The organism is Ignavibacteriota bacterium, from assembly GCA_016212665.1.
Classification (GTDB): Bacteria; Bacteroidota; Ignavibacteria; order UBA10030; family SZUA-254; genus FW602-bin19.
In genome coordinates this window covers 1-22,134 of record JACREZ010000011.1, presented here as the reverse complement: position 1 = coordinate 22,134, position 22,134 = coordinate 1, and the positions used below count along the sequence as shown (strand labels likewise).

Sequence of the window (22,134 nt, the reverse complement as noted above, 5' to 3'; positions counted from 1 at the left end):
GTCACGCTAAAAATTACAAGCCAGATAAATCGGGCTTTGTAAACAGTCCTATTTACAGGACTTGAAATTCGTAGCGTTACCATTTATGGTAACTGTACGAAGGTAATTAGTTTAACGCTCCGCAAAAATACTAATCTTTCTCCTAAATCAATAATACGTTCAAGTCTTTCGCACCCCTTCTATCTCCTTCTTCACCCGCGCAATCTCTTCCTTCTGCAAATGAACAAGCTCATGTATCTCTGTCACCCGCAATTCATCCAATTTCACGTGCTGACTCAACCACATCACTTTTACTGGCTTGTATTACTCTCCTTTAACTATAGGAATTTCATTGTCCACCTTTCATCCGATAGAGTGAGTAGTACAAGGGGGTAATCCAAATTTTCCTCTGTAGTTATGAAAGAAACAACTGACGGATAGAGGAGGGTGACTTGCAAAAAAAAAGAGGTCAAGCTTCCCTATGTCACACACAACGGATTTCCTACCGTTGCTTCCTTCCGGACCTGGCGGAGTTTGGAATTGTTATGTTGCACAGGACTTGACCTCGAATAAAAATACAAAGATTTGTTCCCCTAACCAAACGGTTTTACTTCTCCGATTTTGGTTTACTCTTCTGAAGTTTTTCCCACATTAACTTGATTACTTCTTCTAACCCTTCACCACTTACTGAAGAAATGTGGAGAACAGGTATTCCTCGTTTGAATTTCACCTTCAGTATTTTTTTCCGAAACTCATCATCTGCTGAATCCATTTTCGTGATGAGAATGATTTGCGGTTTCTTCACTAACTCTTTGTTAAAAAGTTCTAATTCATTTAACAGAATATTGTATTGTTCTTTTACATCGTCTGAAAAACAATCAATGAGAAACACAAGTACTTTTGTTCGTTCGATATGTCGGAGAAACTGAATTCCCAAGCCCCGCCCGTCGTGTGCGCCTTCAATCAGTCCGGGCATATCGGCAACAACAAAACTTTTATATTCACCAAAGCGAACGATGCCTAAGTTTGGTATAAGTGTAGTGAAGGGATAATCTGCAATTTTCGGTTTCGCAGCAGAGATTCTTGAAATCAGCGTTGATTTTCCGGCATTGGGAAATCCGACCAAGCCAATATCAGCCAACAATTTCAATTCAAGATGAATCGTCCTTTCTTCTCCTTTCGTGCCTTGTTCAGCCTTACGCGGCGCTTGATTCGTTGACGTTGCGAACTCAGCATTTCCTCTTCCGCCGCGTCCGCCTTTTGCAACCACAAATTCATCTTTGTCCTCCACTAAATCGGTCAAGATAGTTTCTGTTTCTTGTTCTTTGATAACCGTTCCACAAGGAACACGAAGAATAATATCCTCGCCGTTTCTTCCTGTTTTATTTGCACCCTGACCGTTGTCCCCGCTTAATGCCAGATAATGTCGTTTATAACGATAGTCCATCAATGTCGTTAGTTGTCTATCTGCTCGAATGACAACGCTCCCCCCTCTTCCTCCTGTACCGCCGTCCGGTCCTCCTTTCGGAACATATTTCTCACGACGGAAACTAATACATCCGTTTCCTCCGTTCCCCGCTTTCACTACAATTGTTGCTTCATCAATAAACATAAAGTCTTTATTTTCTTTCCTGCTTCACTGTTTCTGCGATGGACTGCAATTCAGTAAAGCCGTCGTTCCCCAGCATAAATTCAAGTTCTTCGGCACAAACATCCATTGCCGTGAGATTTCCGTTTTCAACCGTTGAACAACATTGAGTTTGATAAGTAAAATCTGGGTCATCCAGAACCAACTCACCAAATTCAAGCGCAATTGGAAAAGCAAAACAGTAAAATGGTTTGAGAAAGAATTTGCTCATTCCCTCTTCGGTTGCGGCTCGTTGTAACACACAATGACCGTTACTATTAAGAAAGACGCAACCATTTCCTCTCGTTTGAGTGCCGATTGCTTTTCCGGACGGAAAATCGGGGTCTTCAACTTCTTGTTCATCAAACCAGGTGGTGTGGTCATGGTCTTGCGTTGGTTCCATGTACTTTTTAATCAGGTCTTTATGAGCTAATATCTTGTCTCGTTCGGTGAGGTCTGCCCAAACTCCGTCCTTACAGCACTTCCCGTTGCAGTTCATCATCGAGCAACCGCCTTCAAAAGATTGACGAAAGAAATCCTTGCTGACTGTTAATTGAGAAATATGAGAAAGACGATGCTTGTTCAGCGTAAAATTATGATTTGTTGACATTACTTCTTCTGTGTTTCTGAAAAGGTGATATGACGTTCAATGTTCTCGAATGGTTTTCCATCCACGAGAACGAACGGATAAATGAAATAGTTTACCGGTTCTACATCGGGAGATTTATCAAGACGGATGTCGCGACCGATGGAGAATTGTATTCTGTTTTCATCCAATCCTCCGAAGAAAAATTCTTTCTTCTCAGGATTTTTGACGGCCTCGGAAGCATCCACCGGAATCCAGCCGTAACCGTCAGCAAAAAATTCTGCCCAGCAATGATAACCGAGGATTTCTCCATTTACTTTATTTTCGGGAAGCGGAAACCCTATAACAAATCGAGCGGGAATTCCACTTGCCCTGGCAAATCCGATGAAAAGCGAATGGAAGTCGGTGCAGTTTCCTCTTTTAACATCGCAAGCATAAATCGCATCGCCTCGTCCCCAGCCCGTGCCGCTTTTATCATACTTCATGGTTGAAGTAATATAATCATAGATTGCTCGTGCTTTGTCAACATCATTATTACTCTTCCCCACAACGTTCTCTGCTTCTTCAGCAATCTTCCCATCTATCGGAACAAGTCTGTCGGAAGAAAGAAATCGCTTGCGTTCTTCCTGCGTGAGAGAGACAGAGTGAGATTTTTTATCAAGCGACATAAATGAACTCCGACTTGCTTGAAATTTCAATTTCAACGAAACATCATTTGCGACACGCTCTCTCAAATCTATTTTCAGTATTAAGTTACCGTATTCTGACTCCTTCTCAATTACGTATGGATAGGGACAATCAACTTTAAGATTATTAATTGTCTGAAGATTATCAGATTGCGGTATCGGCATCCAGATACTTATTCGTTTGGCATCCTTCGAAATGTTCTTCAGAGTAAACCCGTACGAAAACTCCAGGTTTCTTGAAGGCTCAAGCGTGCGCGATGAGCCGGTTATCTCGAGCGAAAGAACAAGGAAGGTTAGAATTGTAAGGAAAATTTTCATGCTTGTTGCTGTTGAGACGATGAAATTGTGGTAGGGAGAATCATCAAAAGAATATTTCACTCTTTGAATTCTCCCCACTCACCTTTCCATTGCTCGCGAAATTTTACTCCAAAAAAAATGCTTTAACGGTCTGCGAAATATATTACTTCCGAATCCAGGTTCCGTCTTTCTCATACCAATTATAGCGAGGCTTCCCCTCCACCTTATGAAGAATGACTTCACTAACATCCAAACCTCTTTTCCCTTCTTTCATGAAGAAATCAAGGTCATACATTTTTCCATCAATTGATTTGAAATCGCTACACGCGAAGTATTCTTTTTCTCCTACTTTCGAGAGTTTATCTTTATGAACCTTATCAAGAGTAAGAACGAGAGGTGTTTTTGATTCCTTATCGAAGAAAACAAAGTATCCGCCTTTCAAATCTGAGTCTTTCTCAATGTAACTTGTGATGGATTCTGCCAGTAATTCTTTGGTAACTTCAACCGATTTACTTTTATCCTTCGAAGCGTCTTTTGGATGTTCTTTTGGGTGTTCCTTCGGATGTTCTTTGGGATGTTCGGTTGGATGTTCCTGAGCGTTTGTTCTGGTTGACAAAACAAAAAGAACGAGTAACGATGCCGTAAGCACGCATGCCCAGCACGTGAATGAACGTTTCATAATAATTCCTTGATTAAATGATTGATTTGTGATTTGAGGGTGATTAAAATATCAAAAGTTCGAGCAAAAACAAAAGCCGCGTTCGTTTGGATTTCTGAATCCACGCTGTAGTTCCACATTATAGTTCCTTTTGAATTTCCTCTCGAATAAACTATATTTCTCCAACATTTCTATCATTATTAATCAAAAAGGAACAATATGAAATCAGGCATGCCTAACATGCAAAATGTAATGAAGCAAGTTCAACAAATGCAGGAACGAATGGATAAAGTCAATGCAGAACTTGAACTGAAAACCATCACCGCGGAAGCGGGCGGCGGAATGATTAAAGCCACCGCCAACGGCAGACAGCAACTTGTTAAAATTCAAATTGAGAAGGAAGTCATCAATCCTGACGACAGCGAAATGCTGGAAGACCTTATCGTCGCCGCAGTGAACAAAGCGCTTGATGAATCTCAAAAAATGGCATCGGAAGAGATGAACAAAGTCACCAACGGAATGTTGCCAAAAATCCCCGGATTGAATCTCCCCGGCTTTTAATGTACACTGCTGAATCCATCGAGCAACTCGTCGAAGAGTTTTCTTCTCTCCCCGGCATCGGAAGAAAGTCGGCACACCGGCTTGCAATGCACATACTCAAACTTCCGAAACCGGATGTTATAAAAATTGCAGAAGCGTTGGTGAACGTGAAAGAACGAATCAATTACTGCAATATATGCTGGAATTTCACTGAAGAAAATCCCTGCCGAATCTGCTCGAACCATACTCGAAATCGCTCGCTCATTTGCGTCGTCGAAGACCCGAATGATGTCATCGCTATCGAGAAGACACACGAGTACAAAGGAATGTATCATGTTCTCGGCGATGCGCTCTCTCCTCTTGATGGAATCGGACCGGAAGATTTGAAAATCAAGGAACTGCTTCATCGCATCGAAGGCTCAGTGCAGGAAATTATTCTTGCCATGAACGCAAGCATCGAAGGAGAGGCAACAACGATTTATTTGAGCCGGTTGTTGAAGCCATTGGGAGTGAAAGTAACCCGACTTGCACGAGGCATTCCTGTCGGCAGTGACTTGGAATTTACTGATGAAGCAACGCTTGTTCGAGCATTACAAGCACGAACAGAAGTGTAGGTCAATGATAAATGAAAAATTCAAAATGCAAAAGGGAAAACAAACTCACATCGTGATTATCATGTTGTGTTTTTCTTTTTCCACAATGCAATGCGATTTGTTTTCTACACGAGACCCGGAACCGCCCGCACAAAACAACTCAACATTCATTCAACCTGTCAGTGCGGATATTGTGTTGGAAAATTTGAAAAAATCAATCACCGAGAGTAACGCCGATAATTACTTCAGGTGTTTCTCTGATGCGACTACAGGGCGGACGTACTTTTTTCTCCCGTCGGTTGAAATCAGCGCGCAGTATTCAAGCGTCTTCTCATCCTGGGCTCCGGAACAAGAACGAATGTATTTTCAAAACTTAGGTCAACCATCGAACGGAACTCCGTATCTGGCTTTTGCAAATTCAAGTACGCTCGCTGTCAGTTCCGATTCGGTTGTTTATTCAATGGACTACACATTTTTCTATCCGCATCGAAGAAGTGGTGTAACGCAACTCGTTCAAGGAAACATGCAGATGTTCATCGGTGCAAACGCACAACGGCTTTGGTCAATCTATCGTTGGCAGGATAATCGAACTGTTTCCGATTCAACGTGGAGTTATTGGAAAGCCGTGTTCAGCGGAAGTTAAATGACAAGTTCTGTTAAAATGCTTCCGATTGCCTGTATTCTCAGTTTCGTCAGTTTCAGTTGTTTGAATCCGTTCGCCCCGCGCCTCGACACCGAACCGTCATCTCAACTTTGCACAGACCTGACGAACATTGAAAATGTTTTCTGTACATTCCGTCAAGCATACATGTTCAAAGATACGACATTGTACAGTTCAATTCTTGATGATAATTTCGTCTTCACGTACCGCGATTACGACCGTGGCGTAGATGTATCGTGGGGGAGGACGGATGATATGCACACAACGTATGGATTATTTCAAAATGTCCAATCGCTCGAACTGATTTGGAACAACATTATTTCATCAAGCGGAAACGATACCATGCAATCAATTATTCGCGGGTTCAATCTGACGGTGACGTTCAATCCAAGCGAAGTCAATCGTGTTGATGGCTACGCAAATCTCACGCTCGCCCGCGCTCAGGCAACCGACAGTTGGCAAATTGTCCGTTGGAGAGATGAATCGAATTATTAAATGAAAATAAAATCAAACCTCAAACATCAAAACTCAAAACAAGTCTCTGTCGCGTTCCAGGGCGAACACGGCGCGTTCAGCGAACAAGCCGCACTAACCTTTTTCGGGAAGCAGGTTACGTCCGTCCCCTTTCATTCGTTTGATGATGTGTTCAAATCGGTTCAAACGAAAAGGACAACGTACGGCATTATCCCGATTGAAAATTCTCTCGGCGGAAGTATTCTTCAAAATTATGATTTACTCCAACGATACAATCTGAAAATTGTCGGAGAGATAAAAATCCGGGTGGTACATTCTCTCATTGTTCACCGAGGAACAACAGTGAAAGACATTCGGTTTATTTATTCGCACCCGCAAGCGCTTGCTCAGTGCGAATTGTTTTTGAAAAAACTGAAACATGTAGAAGCAGTCGCTGTCTATGATACCGCAGGCGCGGCGAAGTTCATCAAAGAAGAAAATAAACTCAACGCCGCAGCGATTGCAAACGAAGAAGCGGCAGAACTGTATGGTCTTACTGTTTTGAAGCGCGGCATTGAAAGCAATCACCACAACTACACACGCTTCCTCATTCTCAGTCAAAAGTTTGAAGCGGCAACAACACGGGCGAAAACTTCGATTGTCTTTTCGACCAAAGATATTCCCGGCGCGTTATTCAAAGCGTTAAGCGTGTTTGCATTGCGTGACATCAATCTTCATAAAATCGAATCGCGACCCATTATGGGAAAGCCGTGGGAATATCTTTTCTATATTGATTTCGAAGGAAGTATGAACGATACACACTGTAAAAACGCGCTTCGACATATGAGCGAAATTACGCATCACTTAAAAATCCTCGGCTGCTACTCCGAAGGAAAAACGATTAACGGAACAAACGCATGAGTTTTCAATACACAATCAAAGAAGGAATTGCCGGATTCCGTCGTCAGAAGTTGGCGGCGGTCGGCTCGATTCTCACAATCACAATTTCCCTGTTACTGCTCGGCATGTTTTATCTCCTCTCGGTTCAGGCATCGAAGGCAGTCGAGCAAATCCGTCAGCAAGTGGATGTGGAAGTGTTCCTCAATGAATCATTGAAGAAAAATAAAATTGTTGATGTTCAGGCACAGATTCAAGCCGTCGAAGGAATTGCCAGCGCTGAATATTTTTCCAAAGAAGACGCGGCTGAATTTTTCAAGAAAGAATTTGGCGACGACATCGGTAACGTGCTTGATTTTAACCCGTTCCCCCCTTCATTCAAGATTACTCTCAAAGAACAGTTTCGAACTGCCGGACAAGTTGAAGAGATAAAAACAAAACTCCAATCAATCAAAGGGATTGATGACGTCGTGTACCGGAAAGATATGCTTGAATTTTTCGACAACCGTACGAAAGGATTAAACTCGCTCGCGCTTGCTTTCGGAATTTTCCTTGCCTTCTCTGCAGTTGTTCTCGTTTCCAATTCAATCCGGCTTACCATTGTAGCACGGAAGAATGCAATTCAAGTGATGAAACTTGTCGGCGCAACCCGTTGGTTCATTCGCTCTCCATTTTTGATTGAGGGAATGTTGCTTGGATTTTTCGGCGGGCTTGTTGCGGCGGGATTGCTTTTTTATTTCATCACCTCGACAAAAGAACTTCTCTCCTTTGAACTGACTTCACTCGTTCAAGCCTCATTCCGGTTTTACCTGATGGTCATTGTTGCAGGTTCGGGATTAGGTGTTCTCGGAAGTCTTTTTTCAGCACGGAAGTATATTTCCGAATCGGTTGTCTAATCTATTTGATTTCTTTCGGAATTTTCTTACCCTTAGACCAGAAATCAAGTATGTAGAGTTAGTTATGAAGAAAAAGCCCATGTTCTCTCAATTCAAAATAGTCATCGTTGCCGTTGCATTGCATGTACTTCTTGCATCGCTTCTGAACGGTTGCGCTTCGTCCACGACCGGATGGAAAGAAGCACAGGCAATCAATACCTTGGAAGCATACCAAAACTTTTTGGATTCGAATCCCTCGGAAGAACTTGCCGACTCAGCGCGCTGGAAAATTGATACCCTCTCCTTCCTTCGTGCAAAAGAAGAACATACGATTTCTTCCTACGACCGTTACCTCCGGCAATTTCCGCGGGGTGAATTTGCACAAGAAGTAAATGAACGGTTGGAAAAATTATTTTTTCATAAACAGACTGAAGCGGAAAATTCCGTCAACGGGTATGATGATTTTTTGCAGAGATTTCCGAACGGAGTATTCGCAAACGAGGCGCGCTCCCGCCGTGAACATCTCTACTTCAATACACAAATTCGCACCGCGAACACCGTCACCGCGTACGAAAGTTATCTGAAAGATTATCCCGACGGAAAGTATGCCGACTCTGCACGGGCGATGATTGAATTTCTCAGTTTCGAGGAATTGAAAAATGAAGACGTTGATTCTGTTTATCTCAATTATTTGAAGCGCTATCCTGATGGCGCGTTCAAAGCCGATGCGCTCGGTCGCATCGAACTGATTGCGTTCCGGAAAGCGAATAAAGAGCAGACGATTGAAGCGTACGAAGAATACATCCGTCAGTATCCCCAGGGAATGTATGTTGAAGTTGCAAAGCATAACATAGAAGATATTGCCCTCGCGTATCGTCAGGCAAAAATTGTACAGGTAATTGCAACACAGTTGTTTTATCAGAAAAATGCCGATGGTGATTCTTCGGCAATTACCGGCGTCTCGCTTCCTATTGAGTCTCTCACACGTCGCTTGCTTTCAGAACATGCCAATGTCACCGCCGTAGGACCCGATGCGAAATCTTTTTCGGCAACGTTGAATGTAAAAACAGCAGGTGTTGCACTTGGCAGTGCGTATGGAACTGAGTTGATGCACTACACCGGCGCTTCTTTAAGTGGCAAATTATCGTTCGATTTGCCGGGGTATCCTTCGTTCAAACGAGTATTTGCACGCACTATTGAACCGCCTCAATTGTCTTCGCCCGTTCAGAACTCGACGAATGGTACTTCCGCACCGTTTGCAAAGGTATTCAAAGCGAACGGCTCGTACATTCCGAAACTCATCGAACTCATGTACAAGTTGTATGGCGCTTCAGCGTTATCATCCATGCTTCATGATAACGACGAAGATGTTCGCTCCGCCGCGATTGAAGTCTGCGGCGATTTGAAAATACAACCAACATTCAACGGAGTGATGAGTTTGTTGCGAGACAATAATTTTACTGTTCGACAACGCGCCGCGCTTGCGCTTGGCAAATACAAAGATGCAAATGCAGTTGACGCGTTAGTGCGTAGCCTGCAGGAAGTGTTAGATTTCGATTGGATAAAAGAACAATCCGCTCAAGTCCGCCAAAGTGCCGCAATTGCTCTTGGCATGATTGGAAGTTCCGAAGCAGTGAAGCCGCTCATCTCCGCGCTGAAAGACCCAAGCATGGATGTTCGCCGCGAAGCCACTCGCTCGTTGGTTAAAATCACTTCGAATAATTTTGGCGGAGAATATGATGCGTGGATGAAGTGGTATGAGGAACAGAAGAAATAGATATTCGGATTGTACTTTTTCCAAGTCCTGCTTGTTCACCTTCCACCGAATTATCGAATAAAAAAGCCCCGCACTGAAAATTATCAGGCGGGGCCACACTTGAAAAAGAATTCTTTATTTCACCAGCAAGAACTTTTTCGTATCAACGAAACTCCCGCTGATTAAACGATAATAATACACACCGCATGCTAAGTCGGCGCCATTAAAACTTAGTTCATGAAGCCCGGCTGTCTGTTCTTCATTCACAACTTCTGCAACTTCTTTCCCAAGCATGTCATAGACTTTTAATGAAAGATGTTCACGGTGTGCCAAAGGCAGTGTTAAACTTCATACTGCTTATAATTGACACGATGTGGATGTCTCAAATTTTCTTACTTATCTATTCTTCGAACAGTTCCTCAATTTTTGCAGCCAATTGTTTCTGCCCATTGAGGGTTGAAATATCCGCATTAAAACTTCCTTCAATAATTTGAACTCGACTGAGCGAGGAATCAAATTTTGCCTGTGCAAAATAATTTTGGGCAATCACAATGTGTAAATCTTTTTTATTTATCGTGGTATCATGACTAAATGTCCAGTTACCATTTTGATTAAGTACTTCAAGAGCATAATAGTTCGATTGATTATATTGTTTCAGGGCATTCAAATCGAAGGCAAGTCCGGATTGTGCTTCATAATTATTCCCATTTATTGTTAAAGCATTCTGAAATGCCGTAACGGATTGGGCAAGACTATCCATCCTGCTCAATGTCCAACCCGTCCCATTATACGCATCTGAGATAGTTCCGTCCTTTTGAATAGCCTCAACAAATCTTTTTATCGCAATCTGATAATTTTTATTGATATACGCTGTCCATCCTTCTTGAATCAGTTGGGAAGCAGTTTTTTCTGTTGGAGGTGTCGTTCCCTCTTCATTACATGCTATTAAAGCACAACAAATTAATATTATAATAAAATACTCTCGCACCATGATTCTTTACCTTATTTAATAATTGTCATTGAAATTGTTTGTTGATATTCAACAGTAGCAGTTTGGAGATTAACTGCTACCATTTTGCAAAAATATACTCCGCTAGCCATAGAAATACCTCCTTCATTTTTACTATTCCAAACCACATTATAGTTTCCAGACATAAAATCCTCGTCTACTAGTGTGCTCACTAATTGTCCGAGATAATTATATATTTTTATGTTCACATGCGAGGGCTGAACCACATCAAATGAAATTTTGGTAGAAGGATTAAATGGGTTAGGATAATTCTGATACAATTGATAATTCTCTGGCAATATTTGTGCTACATTAATAGCACTTAATCCAAGAAAGAAAGTTCCTGTCTGCTGAGTTTTACCAATGATTTTTTTTGACTTATGGTCTATCCACGACTCGAGTTGTACAAGCTCATTCTCTTTCTTTTGATAGACACAAAGATGGGGAACTTTCTCTTTGGGGATAATAAGTCTTGAATAATCAAATTCTACTGATAAATCTTTTGAAAATTTTCTATCTGGGCTTACGGTAAATAGAGCAGAAACAATTTTCTCTGATTTAATTGGGGTTTCCTTTGAAACAACGACATATATATCTTCAGTAACTGTATTCTCACGGAAAATTACTCTTGCATCGCCATCAACACTAGCAATTTCTGTAATCTCTCCTTTTTTAACTAATCCTACATTGATGGTCTTTGAGGCAGCAGAATCTTGTCCATTGGTTGCCTTAACATAAACGAGCAAAGTTAAGCTACCAGTAGCCTTAAAAACAGAACTACCTTTATAAAGTTGGGGTGAAATTTCAGTCATATCAATTGTATCTCGTTCATTAGCAGAGACTGTCTGTACTAATGGATTTTGAATTAATTCCATGTGAGAACTAATTATTACATCAAAATATTTAGTTAGAACAGGATTTTGTAGTACCGAAATGGTTATCTGAGGTTTTTGTAACGGAACAGATAAAACGAAACTTCGAATTTCAGACCAAAGACTTACGCTCGTTGAATTTTTTGCACGGGTTCTCCAGAAATACCTCGTACTATCAGTAAGTGGCCCGATTTGAAGAGTGGTATCTGTTACTGTTGTATCTACAACTTTATGAAAGAAAAGACGGTCAGTTGAAACCTGACAAATATACTCTGTTGCAAGTGAAGTTGATTCCCAAGATAATGTCGGAGAAGGATTTAAAAATGCAGAATCGTTTTCAGGCGAAATGAGTTCTGGAATGGCTAATCCACTCGTTAAAGCTAACCAATTATTTTTTGCCGCATCGACATTCGCTTTCAAATCACTCAAATTATCACCGCCTAGAAATGCAAATGCTACTTTGTTACTATCTCCTGGAGGAATTGTAAATGGTCCCGCACTAATAACAAATGACCAATCTCCTATCGGAGTACCTTCAGTCAACACAAAACCTTCATTTAAAAACCGATATTTGTTTCCTTCAGTAAAACCATTATAAACATAAATCGGATTATTAACTGCTCTGAAGGAAGAAGCGACAGTTGAAGTCAACAATGAAATGCCAAAATAATTTGAACCTGTTGAATCCCACATGTATCCTAAATTCTTTGTTCCATCATAACGTACTTTATTTTCATTTACATCGCCAATATCCCAATCGGCATAGATGCCTACAAGAGCATTTTTGATAGTATCTGTACGAATATTCTTTATATCGAATTGGATAATGATATAGTCGTTATCAGGAAAAGTTGAGTAAGCATAAGATCTTTGTCTTACTTTTAAACCTATTCTGCTTGTTCCAGCACTTGAATCAGTATAAGCGGCTTGTATTAATTGGTCTGTACCTGGTATTTGAGGTAAACTGAATTTACCATCATATGCTACTTTCCAATCAACTGCACTTGAATTGCTGGGATTTCCGAATGCATTATCAACAACGTGGTTTGAATCGGTTGCAACCATCAGCGAAGCATGGAAGAGTGATGACGGGTCGCCGATTGGATACTGGAAACCATCGCCGTACGAAACACCAGAACCTTGTGCGTAATCAAAATACCCAAGTGAGCCGAAATTTGATACTGAAAATGCAACATTTCCGACTTTATGTGTAATAAAAAGAGGATTCAGAAGCAACTCAATCCACTGAAAATCTGAGTACGTAGTACCATCCTTAAAATCAAACCTCAATTCATGAAGGAGATTTGTTGCAACAGAACTTCCTATTTTTATTGTAAACGGAATAGAAAAGTTATTTACTGTTCCAAGCGTAGTGATACTCCCAAGAGTAAATGAATTGTTAATCACTTGAATTTTATTCGCATCGGTAGACACCAGTGTTACGGATGCGGTTGGAGAAGTTTCACGTAAATAATTTTTAAATGTGCAGAGTAAATTTATAGTTTCACCTGGATCAGGAATTCCATTCCCATTGCCTCCGGATTCATCATCAAGCGCGTAGGAGAGTAATCGAACTGAAGGAAAAACAGGTGAACTATCTTTCACAGCACGGTACGCATTGATTCTTCCTTTCCCGAGCAAGTATCTATAATTAGGAGTGTTTTCTTTCGGGTCTGAAGTAACTCGTACTTGCTCTGCCGCTTGTTCAGAATTCAAATCAGGATATTTGGCTTTTGTTAGTCCAATCAATCCTGCAACGAACGGCGCCGCCATGGAGGTACCGGACATATACGCATACGAACTATCAACATACGTACTGAGAATCATCTCGCTAATTCCCGAACCGCTTCCTCCGGGTGCAGTTACATCTACACTTGTGTGATACGTTGAGTAACCGGCTTTCAGTTCATAGCCGGTCCCTGCATTTACTCTTGCCCCGACGGAAAAAACACCTCGATACGCTGCAGGATACTGCGCTTCTCTTAACCCTGAATTTCCTGCGGCGGCAACGACTACCGTTCCTCGCTCAGTTGCGTAATCAACAACATCTTGCTCGAATTGAGAATACCCTGCGCCGCCCCAACTGCAATTGACAACGTCAGCGTGAACATCTGCCGCGTATTTTATTCCCTGGAATCCAAACACAATAAACGCATTTCCACCCGTACCGCGAGCATCGTTATCCGAAGCTGTTTTGATTGGAAGTACTTTACAACTAAATCCTATTCCTGCAACTCCTGTTGTGTTATTTGTCGAGGCAGATGCAATTCCGGCAACATGTGTTCCATGCCCGATATTCCCGGTTTTTGCATTTGGATTGTTATCTGCAACAGGATTTTGGTACGACGCCCCTCCGAAATCCCAGCCGCGCCAATCATCTACGAATCCGTTCCCATCGTCATCAACTCCGTTTCCGGTTGAAGGGTCGTTCGGATTAGACCAGGCATCTTCTCCGGGATTTAACCAAATATTTCCATACAAATCCGGATGGTCCCACTCCACTCCTGTATCTATTATACCAATCACGACCGAAGCATCACCCTTTGCATGATACCATGCGGAGTCAGCCTTTATTTTTCCCAATCCCCATTGGCTTCCTTTGGTATAAAGCGTGTCATTAGGACGAAAGATGGAATCAGCGCCAACAGGATAAATAAACCATGGTTCCGCATATTCAACTTCAGGAAGTTGTGAGACTTCGCTTGCAAGTTCAAACGCATCCACCGGGGCGGTGAACTTTGCCACAAATACTCCGGTAAGCGGCGATTCTTTCGCTTGGGACAAATTCGTTTCCTCAAACATTTTTTCAACCGAGGTGGTTGAAAATTCTGACAATACTTTATCTACATTTGAAAGCCCGAATATTTTCGCTCCTTTTGAAAGCGTCACGGTGCTTTTCAGTTTGATAATAATTCTATCATGTAAATAATGACTATTCTCCTTCGTCTTGCTGAAAAGCGAAGGTCTTGGATTGGATGATTTACTGACTTGAAAAGAATTCGATGCGAATGCAGAAACCTGAAAAAAACATACAAGTGCAATACTGCAAAGAATATTTTTGAGAGATAACATAATGTACCTGTGTTAGTTATTGTTGATCGAAAATTGCTCTACGTTCTGTACAAACCATTGACGTAGATATATTGTTCCACTTCTGGAGGAACGAGATAACGGATGGAACGTTCTTGCTTCACCAGTCTGCGTATTTCCGTGCTCGAAATTCCTATGTTAGGAACCGTAACAAACCTTGCTTCTTTCATAAACTTCGAGTTCATCAGCGCCGGTTCAAATCCAAAACGATTCATCACGATAAGTTCAACCTGCTCAAGAATTTTTTCGGGGGATTTCCATGATTCAATTTCAAGAAAATTATCCGCGCCGATGATGAGAGAAAAATTCGTGTGTGGATACAATTCTTTTAACTGATTCACTGTATCAATTGTGTAAGAAAAACCCGTCCGGGTAATTTCAATATCTGAAACTTCAAACGACCTGTTCTTGGAAATCGCGAGCGCTGTCATTTCGAGCCGGGCGCGAACCGGGGCAATTTGACTCTCGATTTTATGCGGCGGAATTGCAGCAGGAATAAACAACACGTTATCAAACTGCAACTGGTCTTGAACACTTTCCGTCACGATAAGATGCCCGAGATGTGGCGGGTTAAAGGTGCCACCATAAATTCCGAAACGTTTCAACGGAACTTACGAAGCCTGTATTTTTTATCAATGGAGCGAAACATTGTCCGCGTGTGTTGAGAAAACCCGTTTCCGCCAGCCAACTCTTCCAATTCGACTTTCAAGCGATGAAGCGATGAACCTGTATCAAGCGGATATTTAGGCGGAATAGGAAACACCATTAATTCGCGTTCACAAATCCGTTCAAAAAAACATTGTTCATTGGAAAATACATCCGTATCTCCCATCGCTTCAAACAAATCAGAATGGTCAGATTTCAAAGCAAGAAGGAAACATTTCCCGTTACTATTTTGTCCGACGACGACAGAATCATCGTCATAATGAAGCAGTTCGAATGTATTCCGTAAATCTGCTTTTGTCATAAGCGGATTGGGTTCCAGCAAAAGAACAACTTGTTCATACTTCAATGAAAACAATGTTTCAAATGCATAGTGCACACGTTCATGTAGTGCAGTATTCGGGTGTTCTAAAATTTGAACTTTAGGATTGAGGCGGATGAGAAATTCGTTGGAAAATTCCGGGTCATTTTTTAAGATATAAACATCAATCGAAGGCAAGGTGAGCGCTGTTTCAAGAACATCATCAAACATTGCAGAATAAAGAGCATCAAGGTCTGTCCACGGCAAACCTGCGTATGGTTCATCGGGAGCGCGATGAGCAAGTTCAGGCGCTTTCGAGAATATCACCAATGCTTTTTTATTTCGAACATACATAAAAAAATTTTCTCGTTGTTTTTTCTCTTTGATAATAGAAAGCTTTGAGTTAAAAAACAAGAATTTGTTTCACAGCAAACTTTCGTTCATCGTGCGCATTCACTATCAGAGCAACGCTCGAAAGTTTTTGAAACGAAAACATCCTTTCACAAACCAATACAAGTAGGAAAAAGAAACGAATGGTATGGAAAGCAATATCTGAATCCTGAGTACTAACGGCGTGTCGTTTTGGATGTATCGCAAACTCATTCCACTGATTGAAATAACCATCCCGATGAAGAGAAGAAACGCAAAGTTACCTTCGCTGAAAATCGAAACAAAAAAGAAGAGACAGAAAACGAAAAACGATAACGATAAATAATGAAACGGACGGTGAATCTTTAATGAACCAATTCGTTTCACCTCCAATGTTTCACGAAATAATTTCGGGTGTCGTTTCATTAAGAGAGCATCAAAGAAGAACCGTTTGACGTGACGAAACGGAGATTGCCACGTTGTGAATTGCGGCGGATGGGCTACAACAACATCATCTGCATAGACGAATTTTAAACCTCGCTCAATCAGTCGGAAACCGAAATCAGCATCTTCGCGGAAATAGAGTTTGGTATTTTGGTCAAAGTACTCCGTTGAATAACCGCCTATTTCAAGAAATGCATTTTTTCGAACAAATAAATTGCAAGGAAGAAAACCGAGATGTCCGTGCTGTTCCATAATTCTGAGCGGACGCGTTGAGTTTTGAATCGTCGTCCGTCCTTCGCATCCGGCAAGCGATTCTTCATGAAAATATGTTGATGCTCGTTCGAGCCAATTGTTTTCTATGACTACATCATCTTCGGTGAACGCAAGAATTTCTCCGCTTGCTTTATGGGCGGCAGTATTTCGTGCCGAGCCGGGACCTAAATTATTCTGCCGTAAATATTGAATGGATAATTTTGATTTGCCCGTGAACTGATGAACCGCCTCTTCCGTCCCATCAGTCGAACCATCATCAACTATTAACACTTCAAATCGTTCTTTAGGAAATGTTTGAGCATCCAATGATTGCAAACATTCAATCAACTTTTCTTTGCGGTTAAATGTAGGGATGATGACTGAGAAGAAAACCGATGAACTCATTTCTTCACTCCCGATAAGTACAGCGCTGTTTTGAAATAGGCAACAGCGCGTTCAACATAATTCGGACGAAATGAAAGTACGACAAATGTACACCCCCGAACGAACGCTCGCGCAAACAGAATCAAACGAAAGACAATCTGTTTTGTCTGTGAATAATGTTTCGAGTGAAACAACAGAAAACTTTTGTGATAGTTCAAAAGTCGAAACTCATTGTAATACTCGCTCCCGCTTCCGCCGTAGTGTAGTAGTTTTGCTTGCGGAACATAGACCGTCTTCCATCCTTCCTGTTTCAAACGGTAGCACAAATCCGTCTCTTCGAAATAGAGAAAGAATCGTTCGTCCATCCCAGCAAGTTTCTGTAATACTTGTTTGGGGAACATCAGGCAAGAACCTTGAAGATAATCCACAATATGTTCTTCATTTGGATTATCAAACAAGCGGCGATGACGACCAAAGATTCGAGTAGATGGAAAAAGTTGCTCGAGGAAAAATATTTCAACAAAACTATTCCACAGAGACGGAAAACTAACTCCGGTTCGTTGTATACTTCCGTCAACGTTCAGAATCTGTGGACCCACGCAACCAACATCAGGATGATGTTTCAGAAACGTCAAACTTTCCTGTAAGAGATTTGATTTGAACTCTGTGTCGGGATTGAGGAGAAGAATATACTTTCCCTCGCTTGCTTCGATGCCTTGATTGTTCGCTGATGCAAATCCGACATTATGTTGGTTTTGGAATATTTTGGCCTGAGGGAATTTACTTTCTATAATTTGAACGGTAGTATCTAATGAACAATTATCAACAATTATTATTTCAAAAGAAGTTTGTTGTGAATGCTCGTGTATTGAATGAATACATTGTTCGATATACGACGCCGAGTTGTACGTGACAATAATTATGGAAACATCCGGCGACATCGTTCAGCGAGTGGTTCCGTCAAAGTAATTGGTTTGGAAGAAATTCTGTTGCAACACTTCAACGAACGCTCCCTGTTTTTGTGTTCTCCTCAAACAAAAAAATAATCCCACCGACATGGAAGGAAATATATTGCTAAGAATTTTTGCTATGGAAACAGGAAACGGATAGAAGTTTGCGCCTTTGGTTTCAAGAACATGAAAAAAGGAATTGGTTGCAGCAAACTGTTCGTAGTTGGAAGCGAACTCAACGACAATTTCCCTTCCCCAATTCAGGTGTTCGCTTTCGCGTTTGAGTTCAGTTATAAATTTTCTCAACATCACTCGCTTGTTGTCTGAGCATGTTGAATACCGGAAACTTTCTTCACTTTCACCTGACGAATTCTTCGTTGGCTCGTTTTCATCACACGGAAATGAAGATTTTTAAATGATATTTCATCATTCTGATTCAACACTTTGCCCGATTGCTTGTATAAAAATCCGTTCAGAGTTTCATATTCGGAATCCTCAGGAATCTCTGCAGAGAATTTATCATTGAAATCCGAGATGGAGATTTTCGCGTCAACTAATGCCGAACCATCCGTCGAGTGCTCTACTTCTTTCAGCACTTCATCGTACTCGTCGTGAATCTCGCCAACGATTTCTTCGAGAATATCTTCCATCGTGATGAGTCCCTGTGTGCCGCCGAATTCATCCACAACAATTGCCATGTGCAGTTTTCGCTGTTGCAGGTCGCGCATCAGTTCACTGATTTTCACCGTTCCGGGAACAACATGGACCGTGTGCATAATATCTTGAAGGATAATCAGGTCACGATGTTCCATCATCGTAATCAAATCTTTCGAGTAGATAATTCCGACAATGTTATCGAGCGAATCTTTAAAAACGGGCATACGTGAATAACCTTCTTCGATAACTTTACGAATCAGTTGTTCGCGCGGCAAATCAATATCGAGCGCAATCATTTCTGTTCGTGGCACCATGATTTCTTTTGCCGTTGTCGTAGTGAATTCAAAAATACTTGAAAGCAGTTCCTGCTCGGTTTTTGTCAGAGCGCCACTCTTTGCTCCCTCCGTAACAATGATTTCTAACTCTTCAGATGTATGTAACAATTCACTTGTTGAAGAAGGTTGAATACCGAATCCGCGCAAAAGAAGGTTTGCAACAGTATTCAAGAGCCAAATGAACGGTTTGAAAATCCGATAAAATAATTGTAGCGGAAATGAAATAATGAGAGTTGTTGATTCAGGATATTGGATTGCTAATGATTTTGGCGCTAATTCCCCCAGAATGATGTGGAGAAACGTAATAATTGAAAAACTTATTCCAAAGGCAATTCCATGCAGAATTTTTTCATCAACGATTCCTATGGACATCAACGGCTTCTGAATCATATCGGCAAGTAAGGGTTCGCCTGCCCAACCAAGTCCTAAACTTGCGAGTGTTATTCCAAGTTGAGTTGCAGAAAGATATGCGTCTAAATTATCAATAATATGCTTTGCTAATTCGGCTTGTTTATGCCCCTTACGAAGTCGTTCGATAATCTGAGATGAACGAACTTTTACAATCGCAAACTCTGCCGCAACAAAGAAAGCGTTCGCCAACACAAGTAATAAAACGAAAACAAAATTTCCAATGAGTTCAGACATATCAATTTTTGTTATGAAAAATATTACTCAAACAGAACGTTGTCATGTTACGGAAGTTTCTTTTTGAATTCCTGATAGGATTTGGAAAAAGTATTGTTTTCCGTCGGCTGAGGATTTCCCATGTTGCGAAGAAGTTCGTTTACATGGTCAACGCGGTCTTGCGGCAGCGGATGCGTTGAGAGTAATCGTTCAAGCGCGCCGCCGCTTCTCCCCTGCTCTTTTTGAATCTTCTCAAAGAAATATGTTACACCTCCGGGATAATATTTTGTCGAAGAAAGATACTTCATCGAAAACTCATCCGATTCGGTTTCATCGGCACGGCTGTTTGCAAGCAACGCGAGTCCGCTAAATAAGTTTGCCCCGATTTCAACTATCTGTGAAGGTTTTTCACCCAATGCGATAGCAAGGATAAATTGAATACCGTACGCCTTCGTCATTCGATTCGTCGCGTGCTTTCGTTCAGCATGTGCGATTTCATGCCCAAGCACTCCGGCGAGCGCGGCTTCGTTATCGAGAAATTTCAACAAGCCGGTATAAACGTAAATGTATCCGCCGGGAGTGCAGAACGCGTTAATCGTTTTGTCATCGTGAATGATTTCGTATTGATACGCATACACACCACGCTTCTTCACTTCCGATGAAGCAAGCACCTGATTTCCGATGTTCATCACGTATTGTTTCACTTCCGGTCGTCCCTGAAGAATCGGATATTCTTTCGGGTTACTTTTAATTTGTTGGTCGAGTTGTTGTCCTAACTTGATTTCATCCGAGTCGGTGTACATGTTCAGTGCAACGCCGCACCCGATGACAAACAATAATGTAAATGTAAAAATGAAATATCGAAGTTGTAAATAACGCTTCATAGATTCCTGTAATTGTTAATAAAATTCATTTGTATTATTTGAAACCGCTCTACGAGTTTTTGCCACCCACACCTGAAGGTGTGGGCTATACAAATTGTAATCAATAAAATACCTGTTCCAAAACCAAACCGTGCGCGGGGGCGGCTGAACGCGGTTCATACTTCAATCGGTTATCGAGCCGCTCTTTGAAAATATCAGGCGAAAGAAATCCCCGACCGACATCAATCATTGTTCCGACGAGAGCGCGAACCATTCCGCGTAAAAATCTGTCTGCCGAGATTGTGTATGTTAATCGCTTCTCGCCTACTTGCCATTCCGACATCGAAACATGACAGACAAAATGCTTCACATCAGAACCGACTTTCGCGAATCCTTCAAAATCGTGTTCACCGAGAATCGTCTGTGCGACTTCTCTCATTCGTTCGATGTCCAACTCGTATCGTACAAACCACGAATACTTTCTTTCCAGCGCGCTTTCATTTTGACGGATGAAATATTTATACACGCGTTGTTTTGCGTTGTACCGTGCGTGAAAATCTTCTTCCACATCAACTGCATCATGAACAACAATATCATCCGACAACGAACTGTTCAATGCCGATTTGATTTGATACAATTCAAGCGAAGTATTTGTTTGAAAATTTGCAACCTGTCCGCGAGCATGAACACCCGCGTCTGTTCTTCCCGCGCCAATGACATTCACCTGTTCCTGAAGAATTGTCTTCAGTGCGTTTTCAATTTCGCCCTGAATACTTTTTCCGTTCAACTGTCTCTGCCATCCGACGTACTGCTCACCGTCGTATTCAATTGTAAGTATGATGTTACGCATTGGTCACTTCGATTCATCAAGAAGATACAACAAATTATCCTCCACCCGATACAACATCGGCGCGACGAGTATTTTCGGGTATCGTAAACGAATTCGTTTCGCTTCACTCAACACAAAATCAATTTCATTTCCGATCTCAAACATGGGCGCGTAATGATAAAAATGTTCTTCCGCTGAGTCGGACTGCCATCCTGCTTTTTCAACTAATCCATCTACAAATTGTTCTTTGCGTGCGATGAGATTTACCATTCCGCACTGCGTGTGACCGATTAAAGCAAGCGCACTTACTCCGCCAACTGCAATTGCAAATGAAACTTTGAATTCACTGTACCGGAGATTTGCGCCGCCTGTGCGAATGATGAATGCGAAATTATCGGGAATATGTAATTGCTTTCTATTATCCATGCACATCCCGACGAGCAGTTCCGCCTTCGAATATTCATCGTGTGCCCGTGCAAGATTATGATACTCGAGCAAACGACCGATAGGAGTTTCCCTATACATCGGGAAAATATCTTCCGATTTTGTAACTGAAACTAAGCGATTCACAATTGTATGCTCACTGTTCTATTTGCGTAGAATACTCCACGCGAATGGGAATGAAAAAATTAAAATTGGTAGGAAGCGGAAAACATAATTCCATTCGGATGGGCAAGTGTTCCGAGCGGACGTGCCTGAAATTTTAGCGAGCCGGTTTGGTCAAGCGCTTCGTTGTGACTGACAGTCGTACGTGCGGCATTGATCGCGCTGACAACATGGTTCACCACAATTGCGGCAATAACAAAATTTGCATTGTTATAGATTTCATCGCTTTGAACACGTAGTTGACGGTATTGCTCGCGTCGTGCGTCTGTATCCCAATT

General features: G+C 41.6%; 24 protein-coding genes and 1 other RNA gene. 7 read left to right on the top strand and 18 right to left on the bottom strand.

Going from position 1 to position 22,134, the window contains the following annotated elements; all coding sequences use genetic code 11:
* Positions 1-443: 443 nt before the first annotated feature.
* The 5 genes from ffs to HY960_03725 all read right to left on the bottom strand — a co-directional run bounded on the left by ffs (position 444) and on the right by HY960_03725 (position 3,791).
* Positions 444-544: signal recognition particle sRNA small type (gene ffs / locus HY960_03745), an RNA gene on the bottom strand.
* A 42-nt stretch (positions 545-586) separates the two neighbouring features.
* On the bottom strand, positions 587-1,591 hold the full coding sequence (gene obgE, locus HY960_03740) for a GTPase ObgE (GenBank protein MBI5214841.1): 1,005 nt from the start codon (positions 1,589-1,591) through the stop codon (positions 587-589).
* 7 nt (positions 1,592-1,598) lie between these two features.
* Entirely contained in the window at positions 1,599-2,216 is a 618-nt protein-coding gene (locus tag HY960_03735; GenBank protein MBI5214840.1) for a DUF3109 family protein, read from the bottom strand.
* A complete protein-coding gene (locus HY960_03730) occupies positions 2,216-3,256 on the bottom strand; it encodes a transglutaminase domain-containing protein (protein MBI5214839.1) in 1,041 nt (346 codons plus the stop codon). Before HY960_03730 ends, HY960_03735 begins: the two co-directional genes overlap by 1 nt.
* Before the next feature lie 82 nt (positions 3,257-3,338).
* Positions 3,339-3,791: a hypothetical protein gene (locus HY960_03725; protein MBI5214838.1), complete on the bottom strand. Its 453-nt coding sequence runs from the start codon at positions 3,789-3,791 to the stop codon at positions 3,339-3,341.
* A 273-nt stretch (positions 3,792-4,064) separates the two neighbouring features.
* On the opposite strand from HY960_03725, the gene HY960_03720 reads away from it, so the two are divergent.
* From HY960_03720 to HY960_03690, 7 genes are all read left to right on the top strand, one after another.
* On the top strand, positions 4,065-4,394 hold the full coding sequence (locus HY960_03720; GenBank protein MBI5214837.1) for a YbaB/EbfC family nucleoid-associated protein: 330 nt from the start codon (positions 4,065-4,067) through the stop codon (positions 4,392-4,394).
* Positions 4,394-4,987 carry a recombination protein RecR gene (recR, locus tag HY960_03715; GenBank protein MBI5214836.1) on the top strand — a complete coding sequence of 198 codons (594 nt, stop codon included), beginning with the start codon at positions 4,394-4,396 and terminating at the stop codon, positions 4,985-4,987. Before HY960_03720 ends, recR begins: the two co-directional genes overlap by 1 nt.
* Before the next feature lie 25 nt (positions 4,988-5,012).
* Positions 5,013-5,609 (top strand): hypothetical protein, encoded by a 597-nt coding sequence (locus tag HY960_03710; GenBank protein MBI5214835.1) that lies wholly within the window; start codon positions 5,013-5,015, stop codon positions 5,607-5,609.
* A gap of 18 nt (positions 5,610-5,627) precedes the next feature.
* Complete coding sequence (locus HY960_03705; protein ID MBI5214834.1) at positions 5,628-6,122, top strand: hypothetical protein; 495 nt, start codon at positions 5,628-5,630, stop codon at positions 6,120-6,122.
* On the top strand, positions 6,123-7,001 hold the full coding sequence (gene pheA / locus HY960_03700) for a prephenate dehydratase (GenBank protein MBI5214833.1): 879 nt from the start codon (positions 6,123-6,125) through the stop codon (positions 6,999-7,001). It abuts the gene before it with no gap.
* Complete coding sequence (locus tag HY960_03695) at positions 6,998-7,873, top strand: ABC transporter permease (GenBank protein MBI5214832.1); 876 nt, start codon at positions 6,998-7,000, stop codon at positions 7,871-7,873. The genes pheA and HY960_03695 overlap by 4 nt, the downstream gene beginning before the upstream one ends.
* Positions 7,874-7,937: 64 nt before the next feature.
* Complete coding sequence (locus tag HY960_03690) at positions 7,938-9,629, top strand: HEAT repeat domain-containing protein (protein MBI5214831.1); 1,692 nt, start codon at positions 7,938-7,940, stop codon at positions 9,627-9,629.
* Between the two features lie 114 nt (positions 9,630-9,743).
* On the opposite strand, the gene HY960_03685 is transcribed toward HY960_03690, so the two are convergent.
* The 13 genes from HY960_03685 to HY960_03625 all read right to left on the bottom strand — a co-directional run.
* The gene (locus tag HY960_03685) at positions 9,744-9,941 is read right to left on the bottom strand and encodes a T9SS type A sorting domain-containing protein (GenBank protein ID MBI5214830.1); all 198 of its coding nucleotides are present in this window, start codon (positions 9,939-9,941) and stop codon (positions 9,744-9,746) included.
* Between the two features lie 67 nt (positions 9,942-10,008).
* Complete coding sequence (locus HY960_03680; protein MBI5214829.1) at positions 10,009-10,599, bottom strand: hypothetical protein; 591 nt, start codon at positions 10,597-10,599, stop codon at positions 10,009-10,011.
* Positions 10,600-10,610: 11 nt separating this feature from the next.
* Positions 10,611-14,561, bottom strand: coding sequence for a S8 family serine peptidase (locus tag HY960_03675; GenBank protein MBI5214828.1), 3,951 nt, complete (start codon positions 14,559-14,561; stop codon positions 10,611-10,613).
* Between the two features lie 38 nt (positions 14,562-14,599).
* Positions 14,600-15,184 (bottom strand): nicotinate-nucleotide adenylyltransferase, encoded by a 585-nt coding sequence (locus tag HY960_03670; protein ID MBI5214827.1) that lies wholly within the window; start codon positions 15,182-15,184, stop codon positions 14,600-14,602.
* A complete protein-coding gene (locus HY960_03665) occupies positions 15,181-15,897 on the bottom strand; it encodes a DUF2064 domain-containing protein (GenBank protein ID MBI5214826.1) in 717 nt (238 codons plus the stop codon). Before HY960_03665 ends, HY960_03670 begins: the two co-directional genes overlap by 4 nt.
* A gap of 105 nt (positions 15,898-16,002) precedes the next feature.
* Complete coding sequence (locus tag HY960_03660) at positions 16,003-17,013, bottom strand: glycosyltransferase family 2 protein (GenBank protein MBI5214825.1); 1,011 nt, start codon at positions 17,011-17,013, stop codon at positions 16,003-16,005.
* Positions 17,010-17,933, bottom strand: coding sequence for a glycosyltransferase family 2 protein (locus HY960_03655; protein MBI5214824.1), 924 nt, complete (start codon positions 17,931-17,933; stop codon positions 17,010-17,012). Before HY960_03655 ends, HY960_03660 begins: the two co-directional genes overlap by 4 nt.
* 3 nt (positions 17,934-17,936) lie before the next feature.
* On the bottom strand, positions 17,937-18,251 hold the full coding sequence (locus tag HY960_03650; protein ID MBI5214823.1) for a hypothetical protein: 315 nt from the start codon (positions 18,249-18,251) through the stop codon (positions 17,937-17,939).
* Positions 18,251-19,579 carry an HlyC/CorC family transporter gene (locus HY960_03645; GenBank protein MBI5214822.1) on the bottom strand — a complete coding sequence of 443 codons (1,329 nt, stop codon included), beginning with the start codon at positions 19,577-19,579 and terminating at the stop codon, positions 18,251-18,253. The genes HY960_03650 and HY960_03645 overlap by 1 nt, the downstream gene beginning before the upstream one ends.
* Positions 19,580-19,626: 47 nt before the next feature.
* Positions 19,627-20,442: a M48 family metalloprotease gene (locus HY960_03640; GenBank protein MBI5214821.1), complete on the bottom strand. Its 816-nt coding sequence runs from the start codon at positions 20,440-20,442 to the stop codon at positions 19,627-19,629.
* A 100-nt stretch (positions 20,443-20,542) separates the two neighbouring features.
* Complete coding sequence (truA, locus tag HY960_03635) at positions 20,543-21,271, bottom strand: tRNA pseudouridine(38-40) synthase TruA (protein ID MBI5214820.1); 729 nt, start codon at positions 21,269-21,271, stop codon at positions 20,543-20,545.
* Between the two features lie 3 nt (positions 21,272-21,274).
* Entirely contained in the window at positions 21,275-21,820 is a 546-nt protein-coding gene (locus tag HY960_03630; GenBank protein MBI5214819.1) for a carbonic anhydrase, read from the bottom strand.
* Positions 21,821-21,879: 59 nt separating this feature from the next.
* A partial coding sequence (locus HY960_03625) for a hypothetical protein (protein ID MBI5214818.1) occupies positions 21,880-22,134 on the bottom strand: 255 nt, incomplete at its 5' end.

Excerpts from the sequence above, each read along its gene's own strand:
- obgE (MBI5214841.1), bottom strand. The coding sequence starts at position 1,591 with ATGTTTATTGATGAAGCAACAATTGTAGTGAAAGCGGGGAACGGAGGA.
- HY960_03735 (MBI5214840.1), bottom strand. The coding sequence starts at position 2,216 with ATGTCAACAAATCATAATTTTACGCTGAACAAGCATCGTCTTTCTCAT.
- HY960_03720 (MBI5214837.1), top strand. The coding sequence starts at position 4,065 with ATGCCTAACATGCAAAATGTAATGAAGCAAGTTCAACAAATGCAGGAA.
- recR (MBI5214836.1), top strand. The coding sequence starts at position 4,394 with ATGTACACTGCTGAATCCATCGAGCAACTCGTCGAAGAGTTTTCTTCT.
- HY960_03710 (MBI5214835.1), top strand. The coding sequence starts at position 5,013 with ATGCAAAAGGGAAAACAAACTCACATCGTGATTATCATGTTGTGTTTT.
- HY960_03705 (MBI5214834.1), top strand. The coding sequence starts at position 5,628 with ATGCTTCCGATTGCCTGTATTCTCAGTTTCGTCAGTTTCAGTTGTTTG.
- pheA (MBI5214833.1), top strand. The coding sequence starts at position 6,123 with ATGAAAATAAAATCAAACCTCAAACATCAAAACTCAAAACAAGTCTCT.
- HY960_03695 (MBI5214832.1), top strand. The coding sequence starts at position 6,998 with ATGAGTTTTCAATACACAATCAAAGAAGGAATTGCCGGATTCCGTCGT.
- HY960_03690 (MBI5214831.1), top strand. The coding sequence starts at position 7,938 with ATGAAGAAAAAGCCCATGTTCTCTCAATTCAAAATAGTCATCGTTGCC.
- HY960_03680 (MBI5214829.1), bottom strand. The coding sequence starts at position 10,599 with ATGGTGCGAGAGTATTTTATTATAATATTAATTTGTTGTGCTTTAATA.
- HY960_03675 (MBI5214828.1), bottom strand. The coding sequence starts at position 14,561 with ATGTTATCTCTCAAAAATATTCTTTGCAGTATTGCACTTGTATGTTTT.
- HY960_03665 (MBI5214826.1), bottom strand. The coding sequence starts at position 15,897 with ATGTATGTTCGAAATAAAAAAGCATTGGTGATATTCTCGAAAGCGCCT.
- HY960_03660 (MBI5214825.1), bottom strand. The coding sequence starts at position 17,013 with ATGAGTTCATCGGTTTTCTTCTCAGTCATCATCCCTACATTTAACCGC.
- HY960_03655 (MBI5214824.1), bottom strand. The coding sequence starts at position 17,933 with ATGTCGCCGGATGTTTCCATAATTATTGTCACGTACAACTCGGCGTCG.
- HY960_03650 (MBI5214823.1), bottom strand. The coding sequence starts at position 18,251 with ATGTTGAGAAAATTTATAACTGAACTCAAACGCGAAAGCGAACACCTG.
- HY960_03645 (MBI5214822.1), bottom strand. The coding sequence starts at position 19,579 with ATGTCTGAACTCATTGGAAATTTTGTTTTCGTTTTATTACTTGTGTTG.
- HY960_03640 (MBI5214821.1), bottom strand. The coding sequence starts at position 20,442 with ATGAAGCGTTATTTACAACTTCGATATTTCATTTTTACATTTACATTA.
- truA (MBI5214820.1), bottom strand. The coding sequence starts at position 21,271 with ATGCGTAACATCATACTTACAATTGAATACGACGGTGAGCAGTACGTC.